9 protein-coding genes are annotated in these 23,102 nt (G+C 34.6%); 8 read left to right on the top strand and 1 reads right to left on the bottom strand.

All coding sequences use genetic code 11. The features are described 5' to 3' along the window. Positions 1–162 precede the first annotated feature (162 nt). The 4 genes from LBP67_00870 (at position 163) to LBP67_00855 (ending at position 17,338) form a co-directional block, all read left to right on the top strand. Positions 163–3,912, top strand: coding sequence for a C25 family cysteine peptidase (locus LBP67_00870; GenBank protein MDR2083533.1), 3,750 nt, complete (start codon positions 163–165; stop codon positions 3,910–3,912). Positions 3,913–4,122: 210 nt separating this feature from the next. Next, positions 4,123–9,111: a choice-of-anchor J domain-containing protein gene (locus LBP67_00865; GenBank protein ID MDR2083532.1), complete on the top strand. Its 4,989-nt coding sequence runs from the start codon at positions 4,123–4,125 to the stop codon at positions 9,109–9,111. 333 nt (positions 9,112–9,444) lie between these two features. Next, positions 9,445–12,600, top strand: coding sequence for a T9SS type A sorting domain-containing protein (locus LBP67_00860; GenBank protein MDR2083531.1), 3,156 nt, complete (start codon positions 9,445–9,447; stop codon positions 12,598–12,600). A gap of 298 nt (positions 12,601–12,898) precedes the next feature. Beyond that, positions 12,899–17,338, top strand: coding sequence for a T9SS type A sorting domain-containing protein (locus tag LBP67_00855; GenBank protein MDR2083530.1), 4,440 nt, complete (start codon positions 12,899–12,901; stop codon positions 17,336–17,338). A 100-nt stretch (positions 17,339–17,438) separates the two neighbouring features. Here the strand turns inward: LBP67_00855 and LBP67_00850 are convergent, their stop codons facing one another. Continuing rightward, positions 17,439–18,326: a M23 family metallopeptidase gene (locus LBP67_00850; protein MDR2083529.1), complete on the bottom strand. Its 888-nt coding sequence runs from the start codon at positions 18,324–18,326 to the stop codon at positions 17,439–17,441. Positions 18,327–18,461: 135 nt separating this feature from the next. Here LBP67_00850 and LBP67_00845 point away from each other — a divergent pair, with 135 nt between their 5' ends. The 4 genes from LBP67_00845 to fabD are packed head-to-tail and all read left to right on the top strand — an operon-like array spanning position 18,462 to position 23,060. Next, positions 18,462–21,119, top strand: a complete 2,658-nt coding sequence (locus tag LBP67_00845) for a tetratricopeptide repeat protein (protein MDR2083528.1) — start codon at positions 18,462–18,464, stop codon at positions 21,117–21,119. A gap of 9 nt (positions 21,120–21,128) precedes the next feature. Next, complete coding sequence (locus LBP67_00840; protein MDR2083527.1) at positions 21,129–21,494, top strand: polymer-forming cytoskeletal protein; 366 nt, start codon at positions 21,129–21,131, stop codon at positions 21,492–21,494. A gap of 53 nt (positions 21,495–21,547) precedes the next feature. Continuing rightward, on the top strand, positions 21,548–22,165 hold the full coding sequence (folE, locus tag LBP67_00835) for a GTP cyclohydrolase I FolE (GenBank protein MDR2083526.1): 618 nt from the start codon (positions 21,548–21,550) through the stop codon (positions 22,163–22,165). A gap of 19 nt (positions 22,166–22,184) precedes the next feature. Beyond that, positions 22,185–23,060, top strand: coding sequence for an ACP S-malonyltransferase (gene fabD / locus LBP67_00830; GenBank protein MDR2083525.1), 876 nt, complete (start codon positions 22,185–22,187; stop codon positions 23,058–23,060). The last annotated feature ends 42 nt before the right edge of the window (positions 23,061–23,102 follow it).

Below are 23,102 nucleotides of genomic sequence, written 5' to 3'. Positions count from 1 at the left end.
AATTGAAAACAATATTGAAATTGGTTTTTAATTCTGAGATAAATTAATTTGGTTTTTAACAAAAAACTTTTCCCTTTATTTTGATTTTTTTATGAAAGTTTTTATATTTGCAGTCTTGAATAATTAATATTTATATTATTAACCTAAAAATATTTACTAAAAATGAAGAAATTTTTATTATCAGTTACATTTGCGCTAATGTGTATATATTCATTTGCACAAAGTAATGTAATTGTATTACAATCGTCTAAAAACGGTGCAAAGCAAGAGTGTACTAAGGATAGTTTTGAAAGTTTTCAAGCTGTTTTTTCTTTCGAAAAAATCGAATCAATTGATGTTAGTACAGAAAAAGGTGCATTTACCGCAATTAATATCGAAGGTACTTACCCCACAGGACATGAGGGAACCCCGCAATTGCCTTCTTTCCGTCAACTTATTGCTATTCCTCAAGGTGCAACTCCTAAAGTAGTTGTTAAAAGCTATACAGAGGAAGAATATAATCTTACGGATTACAGTTGGAATAAAATATATCCATATCAACCGTCTGTTAGAAAAGATATGGAGTCGGAAGATATTAAATTCGTTTATAAAGAAGCGGCATATTCCGTAAAAGGTTATGAAGAAAGAGAAGTAGCTTCAGTAAATGAAATCGGAACAATGCGTAACATCAGAATAGGATCATTAACTGTTAATCCAGTTATTTACGATGCTGGCTCAAACACTATTAAAGTTAGAAATAATATAGAGGTTGAAGTAATATTCGAAGGTGCCGATAAAACAGCTACACAAAGTTTGTTCGAATCAACTTATAGTATTTATTTTGAAACTATATATAAACAATTTTTCAATAAAAGTGTATATGATGATTATTCCGATCTCTATAAAACACCTGTATATATGTTAGTTATTGCTAACAGAATGTTCGAAGAAACATTGGAACCTTGGATATCTTGGAAAACTAAAAAAGGTTTCTATATGGATGTTAATTATACTGATGAAATCGGAACAACGAATACTGCCATTAAAGCACTTTGTGAAGAAAAATATAACGAAGGAGTTGCAAATGGAAAAACTCCATCATTTGTTGTTTTAGTTGGTGACGTAGCACAAGTTCCCGCCAGTGCTGTAGGTAGTAAAACAAATAGACAAACAGATTTATATTATTCTACTTTTGATGGCGATTATTTCCCTGATATGTACTATAGCCGTATGTCGGCACAAACCACACAACAATTAGAGAATATAATTGAAAAGATATTATATTATGAACAATATCAATTCGAAGACCCTACTTATTTGGATAATGTATTATTAATAGCCGGTGCAGATAGTTATTGGAATCCTCGTTTGGCTCAACCTCAAATGAACTATGCTAATGAATATTATTATAATGAAGAACACGGCTTTGCAGAAATACATAAATATTTGAGCTCTTATACAGGATGTTATGATAATCTTGCAAATGTAGGTTTTGCAAACTATACAGCACATTGTAGTGAAACATCATGGGGAACACCTTCGTTTACAGTAAGTAATGTTGGAAGTTTAACTAATGAAAATAAATATTTTGTTGCAATGGGTAACTGTTGTCTTGCAGCCGATTTTGGTTATAATGAATGTGTAGGAGAGGCTTTTATTAGAGGACAGAAAAAAGGTGCTGTAGGTTATATAGGCTCTTCTCCAAATAGTTACTGGGGAGAAGATTTCCATTTTACTGTCGGTGCATATGCAGGTTCTTTGGAAGTAATAACTACTCCTACTTTGGAAAATACTTCCGATGGTTGTTATGATTTTGCTTTCAGAGATGCTGACTTTAACTGTTTGAGTGCCATGGTTTTCGGTGGAAATCTATCCGTTACCCATGCAACCAATATGAATTATACTACGCATATAGGTGTTGAATATTATTGGCAAGCTTATAATGTATTAGGTGACGGCTCGTTGATGCCATATTGGACACAAGGAGATGAAAATGTAGTTTCCCACATGGAAATAGTTCCGATAGGAGTGGACTACTATGAAATTTCAGCTGTTCCGGGATCTTATGCAGCGGTTTCTAAAGATGGCGTTTTATATGGCGCTGCCTTGGTTGGAGAAAGCGGAACGGTACAAGTGCCCTTAAATCCTCCTATAACCTCAGGCGGGGATGTAGATATTGTAGTTACTCGTCAGCAATATATTCCTTATATCACTACACTTACCGCAGCTGCTTTAGAGGGCCCATACATAGTTACAGATTCTTATAAACTCGATGGTGATGGTGTCTTGAGTTATGGAGAAACCGCTGAGATGGAATTGACTATAAAGAATGTAGGTGGTGATCCTACTTCTTCGGTAATTAATGTAGTTCTTACCAACACTGACGGATTAGCTAATGTTATTAATGGTGAGGTTGAATATCCTTCTTTAGCTGTCGGCGCTACCGCAACAAAATCAGGATTTAGTTTTGAAGCTTCAAAAGATGTTGATAACGGTCAAAATATATATTTTACGGCAGAAATGACTTCCGGAAGTCATTCATGGACAAGTAATGTTGTTGTAAAAGCTCATAAACCCGTATTAAATTACAAAGCATTCTCTTGGCAAGGCGGATTCTCTGCTGGCGAAACATTTGATGTTGCAGTACAATTTATAAATAAAGGTGGTTATCCCGTATATAATGTTGAAGTTGATTTAATTACCAATAATCCGGATGTTACAATCAATACGGAAAATGTAACAATAGCAAATGTTGCAGTTGACGGAATAGGTTATGCTATCTTCAATATTACATTATCGGATAATATATCTGAAACAGAAGGAATTAATTTTACAACCCAAGCATCCGGAGATAAAGGAATAATTAATGCCGAAGGTGAATTTACCCTGGAAAATAAATGTACACTTTATTTCGAAATGTGGGATTCTGCCGGTGACGGTTGGGATGGTAACGGTCGTATCAGCATAAGACAAAATAGCGTTGAAGTAGGTTCTGTAAAACTTGCTTCGGGAGGTTCTGGAGAGGCAGAATTATCTCTTCCTGCAGGTGAATTGGATTTTGTTTGGATATATGGAAACAGTTATGATTATGAAAATTCATTTAAAATTTATGATTATAGCAATACATTAATTTACCAATCTTCCGGTACTCCAACAGCCGGCTCATTCTTATTATATGAAAATACCTGTAGTTCAGCAGGTCAAGGTTGTGAATCTCCGACAAATTTGTCTGCTTATGTTGATGAAACAACAGTTGAGTTGACATGGGAAGGAGAAGCACAAAGTTATTCTATCTTAAGGGATGGTATTATTATAGATGAAGTTAACTCAACTTCTTATACCGATACTAATGTTGAAGATGGAGCTCATACTTATTATGTTATTGCTGTGTATACTAATATTTGTTCTTCAATGCCGGCTTACTGTAATGTAATAATAGGAGATGCTTGTGCAAGTCCGAATAACTTATCATATGTACTGGATAATGGCGTGAAATTGCTGTGGAATGCTCCTACTGGCCTTGATGTAAATGGTTATAATGTTTATAAAGATGGTGTGTTAATTGCCGAAGAAATTGTAGAATTATATTATATAGACGAAGATGTTTTTATAGGAGATACCTATTTATATAAGGTAACTGCCGTATTTGATAATTGCGAGTCAATTCCTGTTGAGATAGCGGTTAATTACTTAAGTGTATCAAACCACGATAATAATATCTATGTATATCCTAATCCGGCATCTGATAAAGTAATTGTTGAAGGTGAAAATATATCTGTTATTAAAATTTACAATAGTATAGGACAGTTGATTACAGTTGAGAGAAATGCCGGTTTAATAGATGTATCCAGATTTAAAAATGGTATTTATATATTTAATATAGAGACTAATAGTGCTAAACAGGTTTTAAGAAAGGTCATCATAAACCGTTAAAAAAGGTTAGAAAATGAAATAAGTGAGGATATAAATACAAATTCCTCACTTATTTATATAAAAAGAAAAAAGATATTTCAGGAAAAACTAACAAAAAAATAAAAAGAGATAATTTGTTTTTTTATTAAAATATTGTTATGTTTGCAGTTTAAAAATTATTAAATCTAAATTTTGAATAAACTATTAACGTTAAATTAAAATCTTTAAATTATGAAAAAATTGTTTACTGTTTTTATCAGTTTTATGCTGATATTAAATCTTGGCAATCTTTCTGCGCAAACGGGAAAGAATATGCCGCAGTCTCAGACGAAGAGAGCTGTTGTCTCAGATATTTCAAATGGATTGAGACCAATGGCAAATGCTGAGGACCTTGTTAAAGGTCCAACTAGTGATGTTTACTTAACACAAGAAAGTAATGGTAACGTTTACAAATCTACTGTGAGCAATCCGTTCCCAGGAACACAAATCGGTTCAGCCGGTAGATCAATCCAATGTACTGAATACGTAAACGGAACGATTTATGCAATTGATTATTCTAGTGGTAATAGGTTAGGTACAATCAATATGAGTACCGGTGCTTGGACTTCAATTTCAAGTACAAGTATTGATGGCGTTAGTTTATGTTTTAACCCAAATGACGGGCTAACTTATGCTACCGGATGGGATGATAACCATACAAGTGCACCATTTGGTACTGTTAATCTTTCTACAGGTGCATTTACTCAAATTGGCACTCTTGCAGGTACTGTTTATATGGCAATAGATAACGATGGTGTTGCTTATGGCGTATATAATACGCAAAATGTATTTGGAACATTTAACTTGTCTACAGGTGCATTTACTCAAATTGGAACACTTCCGTTTACTGTTGCCTATATTAGTAATCTAAGTGTAGATCGTGAAACTAACGAAATTTACTGGGCGGCTAAATCATCGTCAGCTGATCCTACTTTTTATAAAATAGATAAAGCTACCGGAGCTCTTACACAAGTTGCTACTGCACCGGGATATAATCCTGAATCAATGTGTATTATTACTGAAGTTGGTGAAATGTGTGATCCTATAACAAATCTTAACGTTAATGTTTCCGGTAGTAATGTTGCATTGACATGGACAGCAGCTCCAGGTTCTCCTACAGGTTATGAAATACTTTTTAACGGAACAACATTAACTACTGTTACAGCTACATCTTATACACATACTAACGTACCGGATGGATCACATTCATATTGTGTTAAAGCATTATTCAGTGGTAGTTGCATCCCCTCAAGTGTTTGTACCGACAATGTAATGGTTGGTGATATGTGTTATATTAATTTTGAAATGTTTGATGATTACGGAGATGGTTGGAACGGATCTACCATTACTGTTAGTGTTGACGGTACTTCTTATGGTACGGTTACACTTGGAAGTGGAACCTATGGAACACAATCAGTGTTGATTCCTGCTGGAGACGTATCATTTACATGGTATTCTGGAAGTTCATGGGATTATGAAATTTGGTTTACAGTTACCGATGCTTGGGATATTGAAATTTATAGTTGTGGGTTGGGTGATGCACCTGCTAATGGAGTTTTCCATACCTATACTAATACTTGTACTGCTCCGGAAACTGCTACAATTACTGGTACAATCACAAAGAATACCGGCGGTGCTGCTATTGAAAGTGCATCGGTTGCATATACAGGCGGTCCGGTTCCTTCAACAGAATACACAGATGCATCAGGAAATTATTCTATTGATGCTATAGTAGGATATAGTTATAATGTTACAATTTCTGCTAACGGTTATAATACAATAACAGAAACTTATACTCCTGTTTCCGGTGGAGCAACTAAAAACTATCAAATGACAGCTCCTTCTATTTCCGTTGCACCAACTGAAGTAGATGAAACTACATCTTATATGGTTGATGCTCACGCAACTGTAACTATTACTAATGGTGGTGATGGTCCGTTAACATGGTCTTTTGTCCCTGAATATCAAGACAAAGCCGAAGAAACTGTTTCTTATTTGCTTATGGACCAAGATATATATTCTGCTCCATTAAATGATATAAATAGTGCTACTTATATTGCCTCAGGCTCATCATTCCCTGGCTTTATGGGTGTTGGCGACTATTTTGAAGGTGTATGGTATCTGTCTAATGTTGAGGCCGCTGGTATCTATAAAGTTGACCCTACAAACGGTGCAGTTTCACAAGTATGTACTCCATCTGTTCTTGTTAATGGTATGTGTGCTTATGCAGGCGAAATGTATGTTATTAATTCTGCTTCACAAACAATTTATACACTTAACCTTACAACGGGTGCTACGACACAAGTTTGTGCTGTAACAGGTATGTATGCAGGCGGTTTGGTTAGCGGTATGGCTATTGATAATAGTGGACGTTGCTTTGTACTTGTATTAAACGACGAAACTATTTACGAAGTTAACCTTTCAACAGGTGTAGCTACCCCTGCAGTTGTTGCTACGTTTAATGCTAATTACGGACAAGATATCGCTATTGATCGTGAAGACAACCAAGTTTATTGGGCTGCATTTAATGCTACTTCAGGTCAAGGTGAATTGTATAAAGTAAATGTTGATGAAGGTACTTTAACATTATTAGGTTCTTCAAGTGCTCAACTTAATGCTCTTGCAATTCCTACAACTTCTGGTTGGTTAAGTGCGGAACCTGCAAGTGGTGAAATAGCTGCCGGCGGTACGCAAACCGTTGAATTTACAATGGACGGCTGGTGGGCAGAAGAAGGCACTTTCTATGCTGATGCTATCTTTAAGTCAAGTAATCCTAATGTTGGGGAAGCTATTGTAGATGTTACTTTCACAATTGCTGCTCCTGATTGCGATGCTCCAACTAACTTAGTTGCTACTGTAGAAGATTATAATAATGTACGTTTATCATGGACAGCCCCTGACGGTGGTAAAGGCGGTTCTAAAGAAGTTATCCTTTCTGAAGATTTTGAAGGATTCCCAACAGGAACGAGCGGACTTCCAAGTGGTTGGTTAAACATTGATGCAGATGGAGATGGTAACGCATGGCTTGGATTTAAAAATTCAGGAAGTCCTAGTGTTATTCCTGGACATTCAGGAACCGGATTTATGTCTTCTGCGTCCTATTTATCAGCGGCTTTACATCCTGATAATTGGCTTATCACACATCAAATTACAATCGGTGATAATAGTGAAGTTAAATATTGGGTAAATGCTCAAGATGCTGCTTATCCAGCTGAACACTATGCTATTTATATCTCTACCACAGGAACAAATATTAGTAATTTTACTTTGTTGTTTGAAGAAACTCTAACGGCTAAATCTTCTTCGGGTTATGCAGAAGATATATATACTAAAGACATAATAGCAAATAAAGGTATTAGAGGAACTAACGACCAAGGTACATGGTACGAACGTACTATAGATTTGTCTGCTTATTCAGGAGCTGTTTATTTGGCATGGCGTCACTTTGATTGCTCTGATGAGTTTAGAATAAATCTCGATGATATTACAGTTACTAGCGAAGAAGTAGTTCCCCCTCCAGAAGGTTTAACTGGCTATAATATCTACTACGGTAATGATATGACCCCATTTGCTACAGTTGGTCCTACAGTTACAAATTATACTGATGAAAATGTAGCTCCTGCCGGAAATTATTGCTACAAAGTAAGAGCAGTTTATGAAGATGATTGTATTTCTTTACCGACTAATGAAGCATGTGCTGATGTTACTGTTAAGAAAAGAACCGTAACAGGAACTGTGAAGAATTCTTTAAATAATGCCAATATAGCTGGTGCTAACGTACGTTTTGATGCAACTAATACAACAAATACATTAGCCAACGGTTCTTATACAATAGATGTTCCGTTAGGTACTTATAGTGTTGTATTCTCTGCTGAAGGATATACTTCTTATACGGAAACAGGTTTTGTTGTAGATGATAATGAAGTTTTAAATGTAACTTTAGACCCTGCTGATTGTAATCCGGTAACAGATGTTGCAGGGATACATAATAATGTTACAGATAGAGTTACTTTAAGTTGGACTCCATCAGGAAAAGGTTCAAAAGCCGCATGGGACAGAGTTGATTACTTTACTACAAACGCTAGTGGTGAACAAGGTGTTGCTACTGACGGAAATTATATCTACACTGCATTCTGGAATACTGCTGGTCAGTTTGGAAAATATCAAATGGATGGAACTTTCATTGAAACATTTACAATATCTGGAGCTTCCGGTATTCGTGACTTAACTTACGATGGTACATATTTTTATGGTGGTGGTGGTAGCACAACCATGAATGTTCTTGATTTTGAGAATAAAGTGTTAGTTTCTAATATAACAACTCCACTTAATGTTCGTCATTGTACTTATGATCCTAATTATGATGAATTTTGGGTAGGAGACTGGGCAACCTTAGCACGTGTTAGTAAACAAGGTTCTATACAAGCTAATGGTCCTACAGTTTCTTCGGTTTATGGTAGTGGTTATGACAATGTTACCGATGGAGGACCATATTTATTATTATTCTCTCAAGATGTGGACCCAGGTAATACATGTCAGATAGTTGTTTATCAATATAAAATAGGTAACAATTCATATAACACAACCCCGATTGCTGTTCTTAATGACTTACCTGGTTTAACTTATGTGCCGGGAGCACAAGGTAACAGTATTGCTGGTGGTGCTTACGTTGCGGAATATAATGGTAAAGTATGTTTCTTCGGTAATGTACAACAATCACCAAATGTTATAGGTATATATGAATTAGGAGAAGTACCTGCGGTAATAAGATACGATATCTATCGCGAAGGTAGTTTAATAGGAACTGCTGAGCCTACTGAGTCTGAATATATTGACAATGTTGCTTCATTGGCAAGTGGAACATACGAATATTGTGTTGTTGCTGTTTGTGAAGAAGGATTTGAGTCTGATGAAGCGTGTGCTGATGTTATTATCAATAAATCGGGTATAGATTCTTATTCAAATATTAAACTTTATCCGAATCCGGCAAATACCGTTGTTAATATAGAAGGCGAAAGTATTGCTAACATTACTGTTTATAACAGCATCGGACAACTTGTTGCTAAATATGAAAATACAAATGTTATTAATGTTTCTTCATATAGCAATGGTGTTTATTTCATAAATATAACAACATTTAATGGTACTGTTGAAAAACATAAAGTTGTTGTAGCTCACTAATCTTAAATTAGATTATATTTTAGTAAAAAGGCTATCCTTAGGATAGCCTTTTTTGTTATCTGGAGATAAGAAAAACACACGCTTAGGAACTATTTTGAATATTTCAAATATATTTGATTATTTTGTTTAAAAGAATAAATAATGTAAACGCATTGATTTTCATAAGTATTTAGAAAGTTTTAAGGGCCGTTAAATTTTGTGATAAATAAAATAAACAAAAATCTATTCCATTTGTTTGAAATTTATTACATTTGTCGGTCAAAATTTTTATACATTGTAAATACTAAAGCTTATATATAACCTTTTCTATTATTATTAACTAAAAAAAAGCTTATGAAAAAAGAATTTACTTTATTAATGGCGTTCTTTCTCCTAATTGGAGTTAATGTTAACGCCCAAGAACTCACAAAAAAAGATGCGCGAAATTCTGAAGTGAGTGCTACTCGTATTACTGCTGTAAGTGATGTTAGACACAAAAATGCAGTATTTACTTCCACCGATTGTTCTAAATCTGGGAATGCAAACAAAGCTACAATTGCTTATTATGATTTTAATGATGGTATACCACCCGATATTATTACTACAAGTTCTCATCCTGTTTATGGCTGGACTGTTGGTGAAAACGGAAGTAGTGCCTATTTTACTATCCCCCCATCTCCCGATGGAAGCGCTTATGCCTATGTTAATGATGATGCGGCAGGTAACGGAGCGGATTTAAGTGATGTCTGGATGAAATTACCAGCATTAGATTTTTCCAATCTTACGGCGCCGAAATTAGAGTATGAATTCTTTATTTATTTTTATCAAGGTATATCCGCTGTGAAAATTTCTACAGATGGTAACACTTGGACAAATCTTGTTTCATATACTTCTATTAACAATACTAATTACTGGGTTCCGGCTTCAATTGATTTGTCGAGTTATATAGGCGAACCTACTGTGTATATTGCTTTCTATTATAGTGATAATGGAATTTGGGATTATGGTTGGGCTGTTGATAATATTTCCGTTATCGAACAGGAAGAGCATGATCTCGCCGTAATAGGTATTGCTCCTGCTTCCTTCGTTATGATAGGTTCGACAGTAACCCCGTCGGTTACAATTAAAAATGTGGGATTAAATACTGAAACTACTTGGTCCGTTTCTTTATCAAGCGGAAGTTATAGCAGTACTAAAAACGGCTCTTCCCTGACATCAAATTCATCAACTGTTATTGTAATGGATAGCTGGACACCTGCAGAAGGAAATCATACTTTAACAGCGACTGTTAATTTAATGGGTGATGGCAATTCTTCAAATGATACTAAAACAATTGACATTGTTGTCGGGTCATACTTAAATGATGCTTATACAACTAACATTTTTGACGAATATTTCGGCTCAATCGATTTGACGACAGGTGATGTTTCAAATATATCTTGGTTCGGTTCAGTCTTTCCAACAGGTGAAGATTATAACGGACAATCGATTTATAGATTGTCCGAGGATAAAACTATTCATACTGTTGCTCCTGATGGCTCAATTAGTATCGTAGGAACTCTTAGCAGTTTTCCTAGGCCTATCGGATTAGCTTATGACTGGCATCAAGATAACGGTACGTGGTATTTCTTTGATATAGCCGAGGTAGTTGATCCATTTTATGCTAAGCTATATTCTCTTGATATGAATACATTTACTCCTACTTTTATAGGTACTTCTACCACCGGATCCTTCTATAGAGGCTTAACAATGGCTGATGACGGATATTTATATGCCGTTTCTACATCTAATTCGGCCTTAACCAGAATTGATCCGGCTACAGGTGTGTTTACTGAAATAGGTCCGATGGGAATAAAAACTGCTTTTGGTCAGGATATTTGCTTTGACAGAGAGGCGGGTATTTTATATGCACAAACTTTTGATACGGATACTTATACAGCTAAATTCGGTACGTTTAATACTCAAACAGGTGCGTTTACATTGATAAAAGACTATGGAGTAACGCAATATGGGACTTTAGTTATTTTAAAAAACAGTAATATTACTACATATCCTGTTAACTTTACTGTTACGGACGGTTCTAATCCGATTCAAGGAGCAGTTGTTACAGTAGGAAACTATACGCTGACTACTAATGCACAAGGTATTGCGACCCGTAGATTTGTCGACGGATCTTATAACTATACAATAACTAAATTTGGTTATGATGACTATAGCGGTAGCTTTACAGTTGCTGGAGATGTTGTGAATATTAATGTAACAATGAGTTCAAATGCTACTAATTGTACATTTAATATTAGTAATACATTGTCTAATCCTTTAAATGCTACCGTTGTTATTAATCTTAACGGCTCTCAATATACATCCGGTACGGCTTCAAACGGTACAATTGTATTTTCATTACCTCCGGCAAGTTACACATACAATGTTGTTTGCGACGGTTATAATAATATTACCGGTCAGGATCTGAATATAACATCGGCACAAACAGTAAATGTTGAAATGACTGAAACAATGATTGAGGTTTCCGGTTTGGAAGTAATTGTAGAAGGTGCTGATGTAAACTTCTCTTGGAAGCATGGCGAATCCCATGTAATTTCATATTATATCGACAATGGTAATTATAATTCATATTACCAAGGCTTGAATGTAGGTTATGGAACTATATACGATTTGTCGGATTATCCGGATGCAAGCCTTCTGCTTACAGATTTCCATCATAGCTCTTGGGGATCTTATGGTATCTGGGATTATAAAATATATGTTATTGATATGACTGCATATGAGATTATATATGTATCTGATATCATGCAAACAACCGGTGATGATAAATGGGAAAATGACATTGATCTAAATGGAATTACAGGATTAGGCGGAAAACAAGTCGGGATATTTATGGAACCATTAAGCGGTACAGATGGTTATAGTTATCCTAATATTAGTGGTGATATGAATGGCGGTTATACCGTATATTCTTACAGCAATTTTAATTTTACAACTTTTTCCGGAAATCTTAGTCACGAAGTGGGGGAATGGTTAATGAATTTATGGATTTTCACAATATATGGCGGGAAAAAATTAGCTCCTAAAGCAACTAGAGCTCTTCAAAGCTATGAAATATTCCTAAATGGTGAATCTCAAGGAACAACAACTGATGATTATTGGGATTTTATTGGTCTTGCAAAAGGCGAATATATTGCTGGTGTCAGAGGTGTTTATGAAACGGGTACAACAGTAACTGCAAACATTGATTTCGAAATAATTGTTGATGGTATTACCAATAATACTAATAATTCAATAATACTTTACCCCAATCCGACTAACAATTATATTAAGGTTATAGGTGAAAATATCAAAAGTGTAACAGTATTTAATAATATCGGCAAATGTGTTGCAAAATATGAAGGTACAAATATTATTGATGTTGCTTCTTATACTTCAGGTATCTATATGTTTAATGTAAAAACTACAGATGGTAATGTTGAAATATTTAAAGTTGTTATTCAATAATTGTAGTAATTAATTACTTACTCTATTAATGAAAAGGCTATCCTATGGATAGCCTTTTTTGCTATCGGTAGAAGTAAGATATTTTATTATCAAACATAATTTTAGGTATTTCAAATAAATTTGATTGTTGTATTTGTTAAATATATGATTTAAAAATATTGATATTCAAATATTTAAAATATTTTAATCGGTCCTATATTTATTTTATTTAAAATAAATAATTAGAAGTTTGTTTTTTTGTCAAAAAAAATTGTTATGTTTGCAGCCTAAAAATTATTAACCTTTAATATTAATGTTTATGAGAAAAATTTTATTGTTATTAACTCTTGCTTGCACAATTCCGCTTTTTGTTCAAGCACAATTTCTTGGATCAGCGGAAACAGCTGCTAAAGAAATTAAGCCTACAAAACATACTGTTGCAATTGAAACGCAAAAAAGAATACCTACGGAATTGCTTCAGCAAATGCCAGAGCAGACAAATGAACCAACTTTTGATAGTTTTATAGGCCCCAAGGGTGCGAGCTCTCAATTGTTTTATTTCACATATTCGGGAAGTAATGTTCCTACATTGTATGAAACAACTCTTGGAAATGTTGCCACTGCTACCGCAATAACAACTTATTCGTCAGTTGAGATCCAAGCAATGGAATTTGTAGATGATGTAATTTATGCCGTAGATTATAATACTTTATCTGAGGTTAGAAGATATGGTACTATTGATCCTTCAACAGGAGAGTTTACTGTTATCAAAACAGGAGTACAGGATATAATATCTATGGCTTATAATCCAGCAGATGAATTAATGTATGTTACAACTTGGGGAAATACTACCAGTAGTCCTTACGGTAAGATTGACCTTATAACTGGAAATTTTACTAGTTTAGGTAATGTTCCCGGTATATGCTACTTAACAATTGATAATTCAGGTGATGGCTATCTTGTAAAAGTGGTTGCAAGCGGCACCTCTGAGTTTGGTTCATTTGATGTTGTAGTAGGCACTTATAGTTTGATTGGAACTTTAGGTGCAAGTGTTAACTATATACAGGATATTTCAATTGACCGTGAAACAGATGAGATTTATTGGGGAAAACGTCAAACCAATAATCCGGTGAATGTTCCATTAATACATTTAGACAAATCAACCGGTGCTCAAACAACTTATGGTATTTTTAATTCTCGTTTTGTAGAATCATTCACTATAGTTGGTGAAGCTGGTGGTGATGATGAGCCTTGTGAAAAGATTACCAACCTAAATGCAAATGTTACCGGAAGCTCAGTTGCTCTTACTTGGACAGCTCCTGCAGGTAGTCCGACAGGTTATGAAATTCTGTTTGACGGTATAAGTTTAACAACAGTTACATCAACTTCATATAATCATACTAATGTTCCATCCGGGACACATTCATATTGCGTTAAAGCTTTATTTGCTGGTGGTTGTATTCCTATCAGTGAATGTATTGGCAATATTACAGTAGGTGATATGTGTAATATTAATTTTGAAATGCATGACGGTTACGGTGACGGTTGGAATAATTCTACTATTACTGTTGGCGTTGACGGTAATTCGACTTATGCATCGATTACATTAGCGTATGGAGTTTCTGGAACACAATCATTAATGATTCCTGAAGGAAACGTATCATTTTCATGGTATTCAGGAAGTCCATGGGATTATGAAATCTCTTTTATAATTACTGATGCCTGGGGTATGGAAATTTATAATTGCGGATTAGGTGAAGCTCCATCATCTGGAGTTTTTCATACCTATACTAATACTTGTACTGCTCCAGAGACAGCTACAATTATTGGCACAATCACAAAGAATACAGGCGGTGCTGCTATTGAAGGCGCATTAGTTGCATATACAGGCGGCCCGGCTCCTTCAACAGTTTATACAACCGGAACAGGAAACTATTCTATTGAAGCTATAGTAGGATATAGTTATAATGTTACAGTTTCTGCTGCCGGTTATAATACAATAACAGAAACTTATACTGCAGTTTCTGGTGGTGCTACAAAGAATTATCAAATGACAGTTCCTGTTATTTCTGTAAACCCAACTGATGTTGATGTAACAACCAGTTACGGAGTTAATGGTCAAGCAACAGTTACATTATCTAATACCGGTGATGGCCCGCTTAACTTTGGTTTTAATGTAGATTATCTTGATAAAGGTGGCTCAAAAGCCGCTTGGGATATAGTAGGTGAAATAACTGCTCCAGGTAATGGATATACAGGTGTAGCAACAGATGGCAATTATATTTACTTATCACGATGGAATGCCAGCGGATCATTTGCACAATATGATATGGAAGGCAATTTTATAGAAACCTTTACAATTTCCGGTGTCGGTGAAGTTCGTGATATAACATATGATGGCACTTATTTTTATGCTGGTAATACGACTGCAATAATTTATATTATGGATTTGGCAAATAGAGCATTTATTGGTGCAATAACTTCTGCTTCTAATGGTGGTGTTAGACATTGTACTTATGATCCTTCAGATGATACTTTCTGGGTTGGTCCTTGGGAAGGATTATATAAAATAAGCCGATCGGGTGCAGTATTATTTACGGCTCTGGCCCCGGTAGATGTATATGGCTCAGCATATGACAATACTACAGCAGGCGGACCGTATTTGTTATTAAATACACAAAACCCTGATGGAGCGAGTGCATTAGTGCAACAATATGATATTGCGGCAAATTCGTATACAAGTTTCGGATTTGATCCGAGAACGCTTATGAGCCCGGGTGCAGCATATGGAAGTTCAGGCGGTGCATTTACCGGTGAATTCGGTGGTAAAGTGTGCTATTTCGCATCAATCCAATCTGAGCCTAATTTAGTAGGTATATTCGAATTAGGATTAGCAGGTTGGTTGATTGGTATTGAACCGAGCTCAGGAACTATAGCTGCTGGTGGTACTCAAACTATTAATTTAACTATGGACGGCTTGTATGCTGAAGAAGGTGAATGGCATGCTAATCTTGAATTTACTAGTGCTAATCCTAATGTTGGGGAAGCTGTTGTAGATGTTACTTTCACAATTGCTCCTCCGGATTGTAATTCCCCAACTAACTTAGTTGCAACAGTTCAGAATTTTAATAATATACATTTAACATGGACGGCACCGAACCCATCTACGGGTTTATTAAGGTATAACATTTATTATGGTGATAATACGACTCCATTTGCTACAGTTGGCCCTACTGTAACAAATTATACTGACACAAATATAGCTACTGCTGGAACATATTGCTATAAAGTAAGAGCAGAGTATGAAAATGGTTGTATTTCATTAGCTACTAATGAAGGATGTGCTGAAATCTTGCCCTGCAATCCTCCAACAAATTTAGCAGTTGAGTATAATACAGATTGTAATGAAGCGGTAATTTCATGGACAGGTCTCGGAAGCGGATATACTTATAATGTTTATAGAGGTACAACTAAGATTGCAGAAAATATCACAACAACCTCATATACTGATACAGGTTTTGATTCTACGATAGGTCATACTTGGAGTGTTACAGTAAATTGCGGTAGTAATGAATCTAACCCTATATCAATAAATAAACCTGCTTGTCAAAATGACTGCGAGCCAGTTACAGACCTTACAGGTTCATTTAATTCAAGTGCAAATAAGGTAACACTTGATTGGACAGCACCATCGAAAGGTAAAAAATTATCTCATAACATTATAGAAACATCGTCTATCAACGAAGAAGCAGTTACTGTTTATGATAAAGGTAATGCTCCATTCTCATCTTTATATTCTAATATTGAGAGACCGGAAAATACGTCAAAAGGCGATAACGGTTCTAAAGACGGATGGATTACTTATGCCGGCGCAAACTATGATGCTATAGGTACGGGAGGCGCAGCAGAGTTTATTGTTGCAGCAAGATGGACAGTTGCAGATTTAGCAGCACTTAATATATCAGGTGGCGACTGGATTACAAAAATAAATTTTGTACCATATTATCCATCAGTAGCTAATTTTACACTTCATATTTATCAGGGAGCAACATCAGTAACCAATCCTGGTACATTAGTATACGAACAGGCAGTGACCCAATCATTAGTTGAAGAGGCTTATAATGAAGTTATTTTAACTGAACCTTATGAAATTGACGTAACTAAAGAATTATGGGTAGGATATCGTGTAGTTACAACAAGTAATCACCCCGCAGGTTGTGATGCAGGTCCAAGAGTAGCAGATAAAGGAGATTTAATGTACTATAATGGTTTATGGTCAAATTTATATGCATTAACAGGTAGCGTTAGCGCAAACTGGAATGTAGAAGCTTTTGTAGAAACACCGGTATATGAGATATTCTATGATATTTATAGAGAAGGTACCCTTATTGCAAATAACGTTAGTGGCGAACAATATATTGATGATGTTGTAACCCTTCCAAATGGAATTTATGAATATTGTGTTGTAGCGGTTCATCCTAATTGCGAATCGGAAGAAGTTTGTGTTGATGTGACTATAGACCTTGGTATTGAAACCCATTCAACATTTAAACTTTATCCTAACCCGGCAGATGATGTTATTAACATAGAAGGTATAAATATTGCAAATGTAACAGTTTACAATAGTGTTGGTCAACTAGTAGCAAAATACGGAGCTGTAAATGCTATTAATGTTGCATCATACAAAACAGGTATCTATTTTTTCAATATAACCACAGTTGATGGTAATATAGAAAGAGTTAGAGTTGTTGTTCAATAAAGATTTTTTAATTTAATGTAAAAAGGCTTTATCCAATTTGGATAGAGCCTTTTTATTTGATAAATTGAATATTTAGAAACTAATCAGATAATGGCAAACTTTAATTTCCTTCTCCTCCGAAATTAATAAATTCTTCGGCATCTACAGGTCTGTTTTCAAACCATAGTTCAAAATGCAAATGCGGACCGGTTGTTAACTCGCCAGAATTACCGCAAATGGCAATTGCTTCTCCCGCCCGGACATAATCGCCGGATTTATTTAATAATACGGAATTATGTTTATAAACACTTATTACATTATATTGGTGACTGATAATAATTACATTACCGGTTTCAACTGTCCAACCCGAAAATATTACAACTCCATTCATAATTGATTTTACAAGCTCACTGCCTACAGGAATAATATCAGTACCTATATGGCCAAGCGATTCATTAAATTGAGATGTAATCATACCTTTAATGGGAGGATAAAACGAGAAACTTTTTAAACTCTTCTCTTTATCAACATATCTGTCATGTAAATTATACATAGACTCATGTTCGAAATTACTTCTAAAAACAGAATCAACAGAGGAAATCCTATATTCAAAATTGGTGTTGTTAATTGAAATATTATCTTCCGTACGTTCAATCAATGCACTATCTTCCCCTAATAAAATTCTTCGGATATTATTATCATAAAGTAATATCTGATTAAGTATTAAGTCTAAACTATCCGTTTTCTGCTCCAGATTATATAAATCTTCACGTAGTCTGGGATCGGCATATCCGGGAATCAAAACTCTTAATCTTGTAAATGAAATTACTGCAGCCGTAATAATTACGAAAAATAACACAATGGCAAAGGATAAAGAAATTAGTTTTATGGGAGTAATATTAAATTGCCTCTTTTCTTGAAAGTCATGTTCCGATTGGACAACAATTCTTAAACGTTGCCTTAATTTATTCGTCCAATTATTTTTATATTCAGGAAACTTCTTGCTCATTATTATTTTTGATAAAATAGAATGCAAATATCTAAATTTTTTTTTTAATTAATTAAAAACTTGCTGTTAATTAAAAAAAATAAAATAAATTTGCCGTTTATTAGTTAATATAATAAACTAATTAGAATTTTTATAGTGAAATCGAAAAATATTATAATAACACTGCTGGTTATCATGCTTGTGGTTGTGTTTTCCTCATGTTCTACGAAGAAAAATACTTTTACACGCCGCTCTTATCATAATCTTACCACACATTATAACGGTTATTGGAATGCTAATGATAATCTAAAAACTACTGTTAAGCAAATGCGGGATAACGGAGTTGATAACTTTATGTCTGTAATTCCTGTAGTCTATTATGGGAATAAACAGGAAGCCCAGTCTATGAAACCGAATCTGGATAATTCTATTGAGAAAAGTTTTCTTATGATTAGACGCCATTCTATGGTGTTTAATAGTGAGGAAAAAATAAAGTGGATTGATGATTGTTACATGGTAATAGGAAAAAGTTATTTCTTTCAAAAAGACTTCAGTAATGCCAGACGTACATTCCAGTATATTATCAAAACTTATCCTAATAAAACAACACAGCATGAGGCACAGTTATGGCTTGCCAAAACTTATATACAAAATAGGGAATTTGAGAAAGCACAAGTAATCCTCGAAGATATGCAACCTTTGATTAATAATTTTGAGGTTGTAAGAAGTATTCAGAAAGAATTTCCTATTGTTTATGCGGATTACTATTTAAGTCAGAAAAAATATGATGATGCAGTGAAGTATCTGGAAAAATCTCTTGAGCAAAATAAAGGAAATAAAAAATTAAAACAACGTGTTAACTTTATTCTGGGACAAATTAATCAACAGCAAGAGAGTTATTCTGATGCTTCAAAGTATTTTAAAAAATCGACTAAGGGTAATGATTTTATGATTACTTTCAACTCTAAGATACGTATGGCTCAATGTGCTGATCCTAAAGAAGGTGCTTACGTTGTGAAAATATTAAACAAAATGCTTAAAGAGGATAAAAACAAGGATTTTCGTGATCAGATATATTACGCTCTCGCCGAAGTTGCAAGACGTAACGGTGATCAACAATCTGAAATGAAATATCTTGCACTCTCCGTTGCTACGAGTGTTAATAATAATTACCAGAAAGCTTTAGGAGCTTACAAATTAGCTGACATTTATTTTGAACAAAAAAAATATATAGAATCTCAACCTTACTATGATACAACTGTACAGTTTTTACCTACGGATTATGTTGATTATGTTCAGATAAAAGAAAAAACAAATATTCTTACGGATTTGGTTTCTAATTTAATGATAGTTCAAACGGAAGACAGCCTTCAAAATCTTGCAACTATGGATGAGTCTAAACGAATGGCTATTATTGGAGGAATTATTGCCGACTTAAAAGAACAGGAGAGAATTCAGAGAGAGATAGAGATGCAGCAACAGAGAGATTTTAGTGCATCTACAGTTAGCCAATATGAAGATCAACGTCTTACCGGTCGGCTCGGTAGTACTAATAACTGGTATTTTTATAATAACCAAATGGTTAGTAGCGGGATTAGCGAGTTTAAACGTCGTTGGGGAAATAGAAAACAAGAAGACCTTTGGTTCTTGAAAAATAAACAATCATTTTCATGGGATGAATTGGATGATATTGTTATAGATGATTCAGTTACAGATACAACAGAGTATATTACCGATGTTATGGATGAAAGATACTATTTGCAATATCTTCCATTAACAGAAGAGAAAATGGCATTATCGAATGAAAAGATTGAAAAGGCACTATATGATGCGGGCTTTATTTCTTCGGAACGGCTCGGTGACTTAGAACTTTCAAATGAATGCTTTAATAATCTTATCAGAAGATTTCCCGAGTCAAAATATTTATTGCTTTCATATTATATGAAATATATGAATTGCCAGGAGATGACAGATATTGCCTGTGTTAATGAAACTAAGTCTAATATTATTTCCAAATTCCCTGATAGTGATTATGCAAAGTTGCTACAGGATCCTACATACGCAATAACGATGCGTGAAAGACTTGATGCTTCGAGAAACCTTTATACTGACGTATATCTTACTTATGAAGACAAAATGTTTGATGTTGTACAGTTATATGCTCAGGAAGGGATTGAGCTGAATGATTCCGATTTTGTTCCTAAATTCCTCTATATGTCTGCTATGGCGGATCTTGCGAAAAACGAAGATTCCGAATCGGCATTTATTAAGTTTAAGGAAATTACCGAAAAATATTCGAATAGCGAAGTGTCACCTTTAGCTCAGAATATGATAGATTATTTCGGTAAAGGAGAAGAAGTAGTCATGGATTCGGCTACAATGGCTACTATTGAAAAAGAAAAACAGGAACAAGAGAAATTCGAACAAGAAGTATCTCAGTATAAATATAAATGCAATACAACCTATTTTTATGTTTTAGTTCTGGATAATACAAAAAGTAATATCAAAGCCACAACAACAAGAGTTTCAGATTATCTGATGCGTTATCACAAATTAGATAATTTGAAATCCAACTCGGTAATGCTTACCGATAAGTATGAATTGGTTACTGTTGTATCTTTTACTGATTGTAATAAAGCTTTGGACTTCTATGAGAATGCCATTGTAAATCAATATATATATGCGGGATTGCCTTCCGATGCCTATTATCATTTTGTTATATCTCAAGAAAATTATCCGGTATTTTATAGAAGTAAGAATCTGGATGCTTATATTTACTTCTTTAATACTAAGTTATTATCAATGAGAGATTAGAATTAAGCTATGGGAAAAGAAATTGAAATTGAAAAAAATATTAGCGCAAATATTATCCAATGTGGCGCTGTAATTAACGGTAATATTGAAACAAACGGAAATATTCGTATCGACGGGAATGTTAAGGGTACAATAAAAGCTCAAGGTAAAGTAATTATTGGCGAACAAGGAATAATTGAAGGAGAACTTGAATGTGCCAACGCTTCTATTGAAGGAAGATGTAAGGCGAATATTTTTGTTGCCGAATTATTGGAGTTGAAATCTACTGCAATTTTTGAAGGAGAAATAACTACTTCAAAATTATATATAGAATCAGGTGCCGTATTTGTCGGGACTTGTAAAATGAAATTGGAAGAAAATAATAATATAGAATAAATAATTTCTTAATGACGGATATTGACAATATCTCATTGTTTTCGGAGGATGGTATGGATTGTGATGATCTGAAGGGTTATTCAGGTTTGAAAAATCTTTATGATCCCGAGAAAATATCTAAATTGAGTTATCATTATAAAGAAATACTACATTTACTTGGTGAAAATCCGGAAAGAGAAGGATTATTAAAAACACCGGTAAGAATTTCAAAAGCAATGAAGTTTTTTACTCACGGCAATTTGGTTGACCCTAAGGAAATGCTCCGTTCGGCAATGTTTAGGGAAGATTATAAACAGATGGTTGTGGTTAAAGATATTGAAATATATTCTATGTGTGAACATCATTTACTACCTTTTATAGGAAAGGCACATGTAGGATATATCCCCCGAAACCATATAGTGGGCTTAAGCAAAATAGCTCGTGTTGTTGATGCCTTTGCCAGACGTTTACAAGTGCAAGAAAGAATGACAACAGAAATAAAAGAGGCAATATATGACACTTTAAATCCTTTAGGTGTAGGTGTTGTTATTGAAGCTCAACATACTTGTATGTCTATGCGTGGTATTCAAAAACAAAATTCAGTAACTACAACTTCCGATTTTATCGGTGCTTTTCTTAGAAAAGAAACTCGTGAAGAGTTTATGCACTTGATTGGTACAAAATTACATTAATAAATATATTAATATTAACATGAAAGCATTTATTTTCCCCGGACAAGGGGCACAGTTTTCTGGAATGGGAAAAGATCTTTATGATTCTTCATCCCAAGCCCGTGATTTATTTAATAAGGCAAATCATATCCTAGACTTTAAGATTTCGGATATTATGTTTGAAGGTACGGAGGAAGAGTTAAAACAAACCAAAGTAACTCAACCTGCAATTTTTCTTCATTCTGTTATCCTTTCTATTGTAAAGAAAGATATGTTTAAGCCCGATATGGTTGCAGGCCATTCATTAGGTGAGTTTTCAGCTTTAACAGCTATAGGTGCTTTATCTTTTGAAGACGGACTTAAATTAGTAACTCGCAGGGCAATGCTTATGCAAGAGGCTTGTGAAAAACAACCCTCAACAATGGCTGCAGTTATGAAACTTGAAACCGAAAAAATAGAATCATTATTGAAAACTATTGTTGATGATATAGTAGTTCCTGCTAATTATAATTCACCCGCGCAATTAGTGATTTCAGGTACAATTTCCGGTGTTGAGAAAGCTACAGTAATTATTAATGAAGCCGGTGGAAAAGTTATTCCTCTCAAAGTCGGCGGCGCTTTCCACTCTCCTCTAATGGAGCCTGCAAGAGAAGGGTTAGCTGAAGCTATTAATAAGGTTAATATAAAACAACCCGAATGTCCTATCTATCAAAATGTGAATGCATTGCCGGTTAAGAATCCGGATGTCATTAAAACAAACTTGATAAATCAGCTCACTTCTCCTGTCAAATGGATGCAAATAGTTCAGAATATGATTGCTAACGGTGCAACTCAATTCTATGAAGTAGGCCCTGGTACTGTTCTGCAAGGATTGGTTAAGAAGGTTAAAGCGGATGCGGAAACTTACTCGTTATAGTATTGATTGCTTTAATTTTGTATGCCTTGGCGATTAAGAATT

The sequence above is a fragment of the Bacteroidales bacterium genome (genome assembly GCA_031276035.1).
In the GTDB taxonomy this organism is placed as follows: domain Bacteria; phylum Bacteroidota; class Bacteroidia; order Bacteroidales; family BM520; genus RGIG7150.
The sequence above is the reverse complement of the archived record's forward strand: the minus strand, read 5'-3'. Positions and strand labels throughout refer to the sequence as shown.

Excerpts from the sequence above, each read along its gene's own strand:
- LBP67_00870 (MDR2083533.1), top strand. The coding sequence starts at position 163 with ATGAAGAAATTTTTATTATCAGTTACATTTGCGCTAATGTGTATATAT.
- LBP67_00865 (MDR2083532.1), top strand. The coding sequence starts at position 4,123 with ATGAAAAAATTGTTTACTGTTTTTATCAGTTTTATGCTGATATTAAAT.
- LBP67_00860 (MDR2083531.1), top strand. The coding sequence starts at position 9,445 with ATGAAAAAAGAATTTACTTTATTAATGGCGTTCTTTCTCCTAATTGGA.
- LBP67_00855 (MDR2083530.1), top strand. The coding sequence starts at position 12,899 with ATGAGAAAAATTTTATTGTTATTAACTCTTGCTTGCACAATTCCGCTT.
- LBP67_00850 (MDR2083529.1), bottom strand. The coding sequence starts at position 18,326 with ATGAGCAAGAAGTTTCCTGAATATAAAAATAATTGGACGAATAAATTA.
- LBP67_00840 (MDR2083527.1), top strand. The coding sequence starts at position 21,129 with ATGGGAAAAGAAATTGAAATTGAAAAAAATATTAGCGCAAATATTATC.
- folE (MDR2083526.1), top strand. The coding sequence starts at position 21,548 with ATGGATTGTGATGATCTGAAGGGTTATTCAGGTTTGAAAAATCTTTAT.
- fabD (MDR2083525.1), top strand. The coding sequence starts at position 22,185 with ATGAAAGCATTTATTTTCCCCGGACAAGGGGCACAGTTTTCTGGAATG.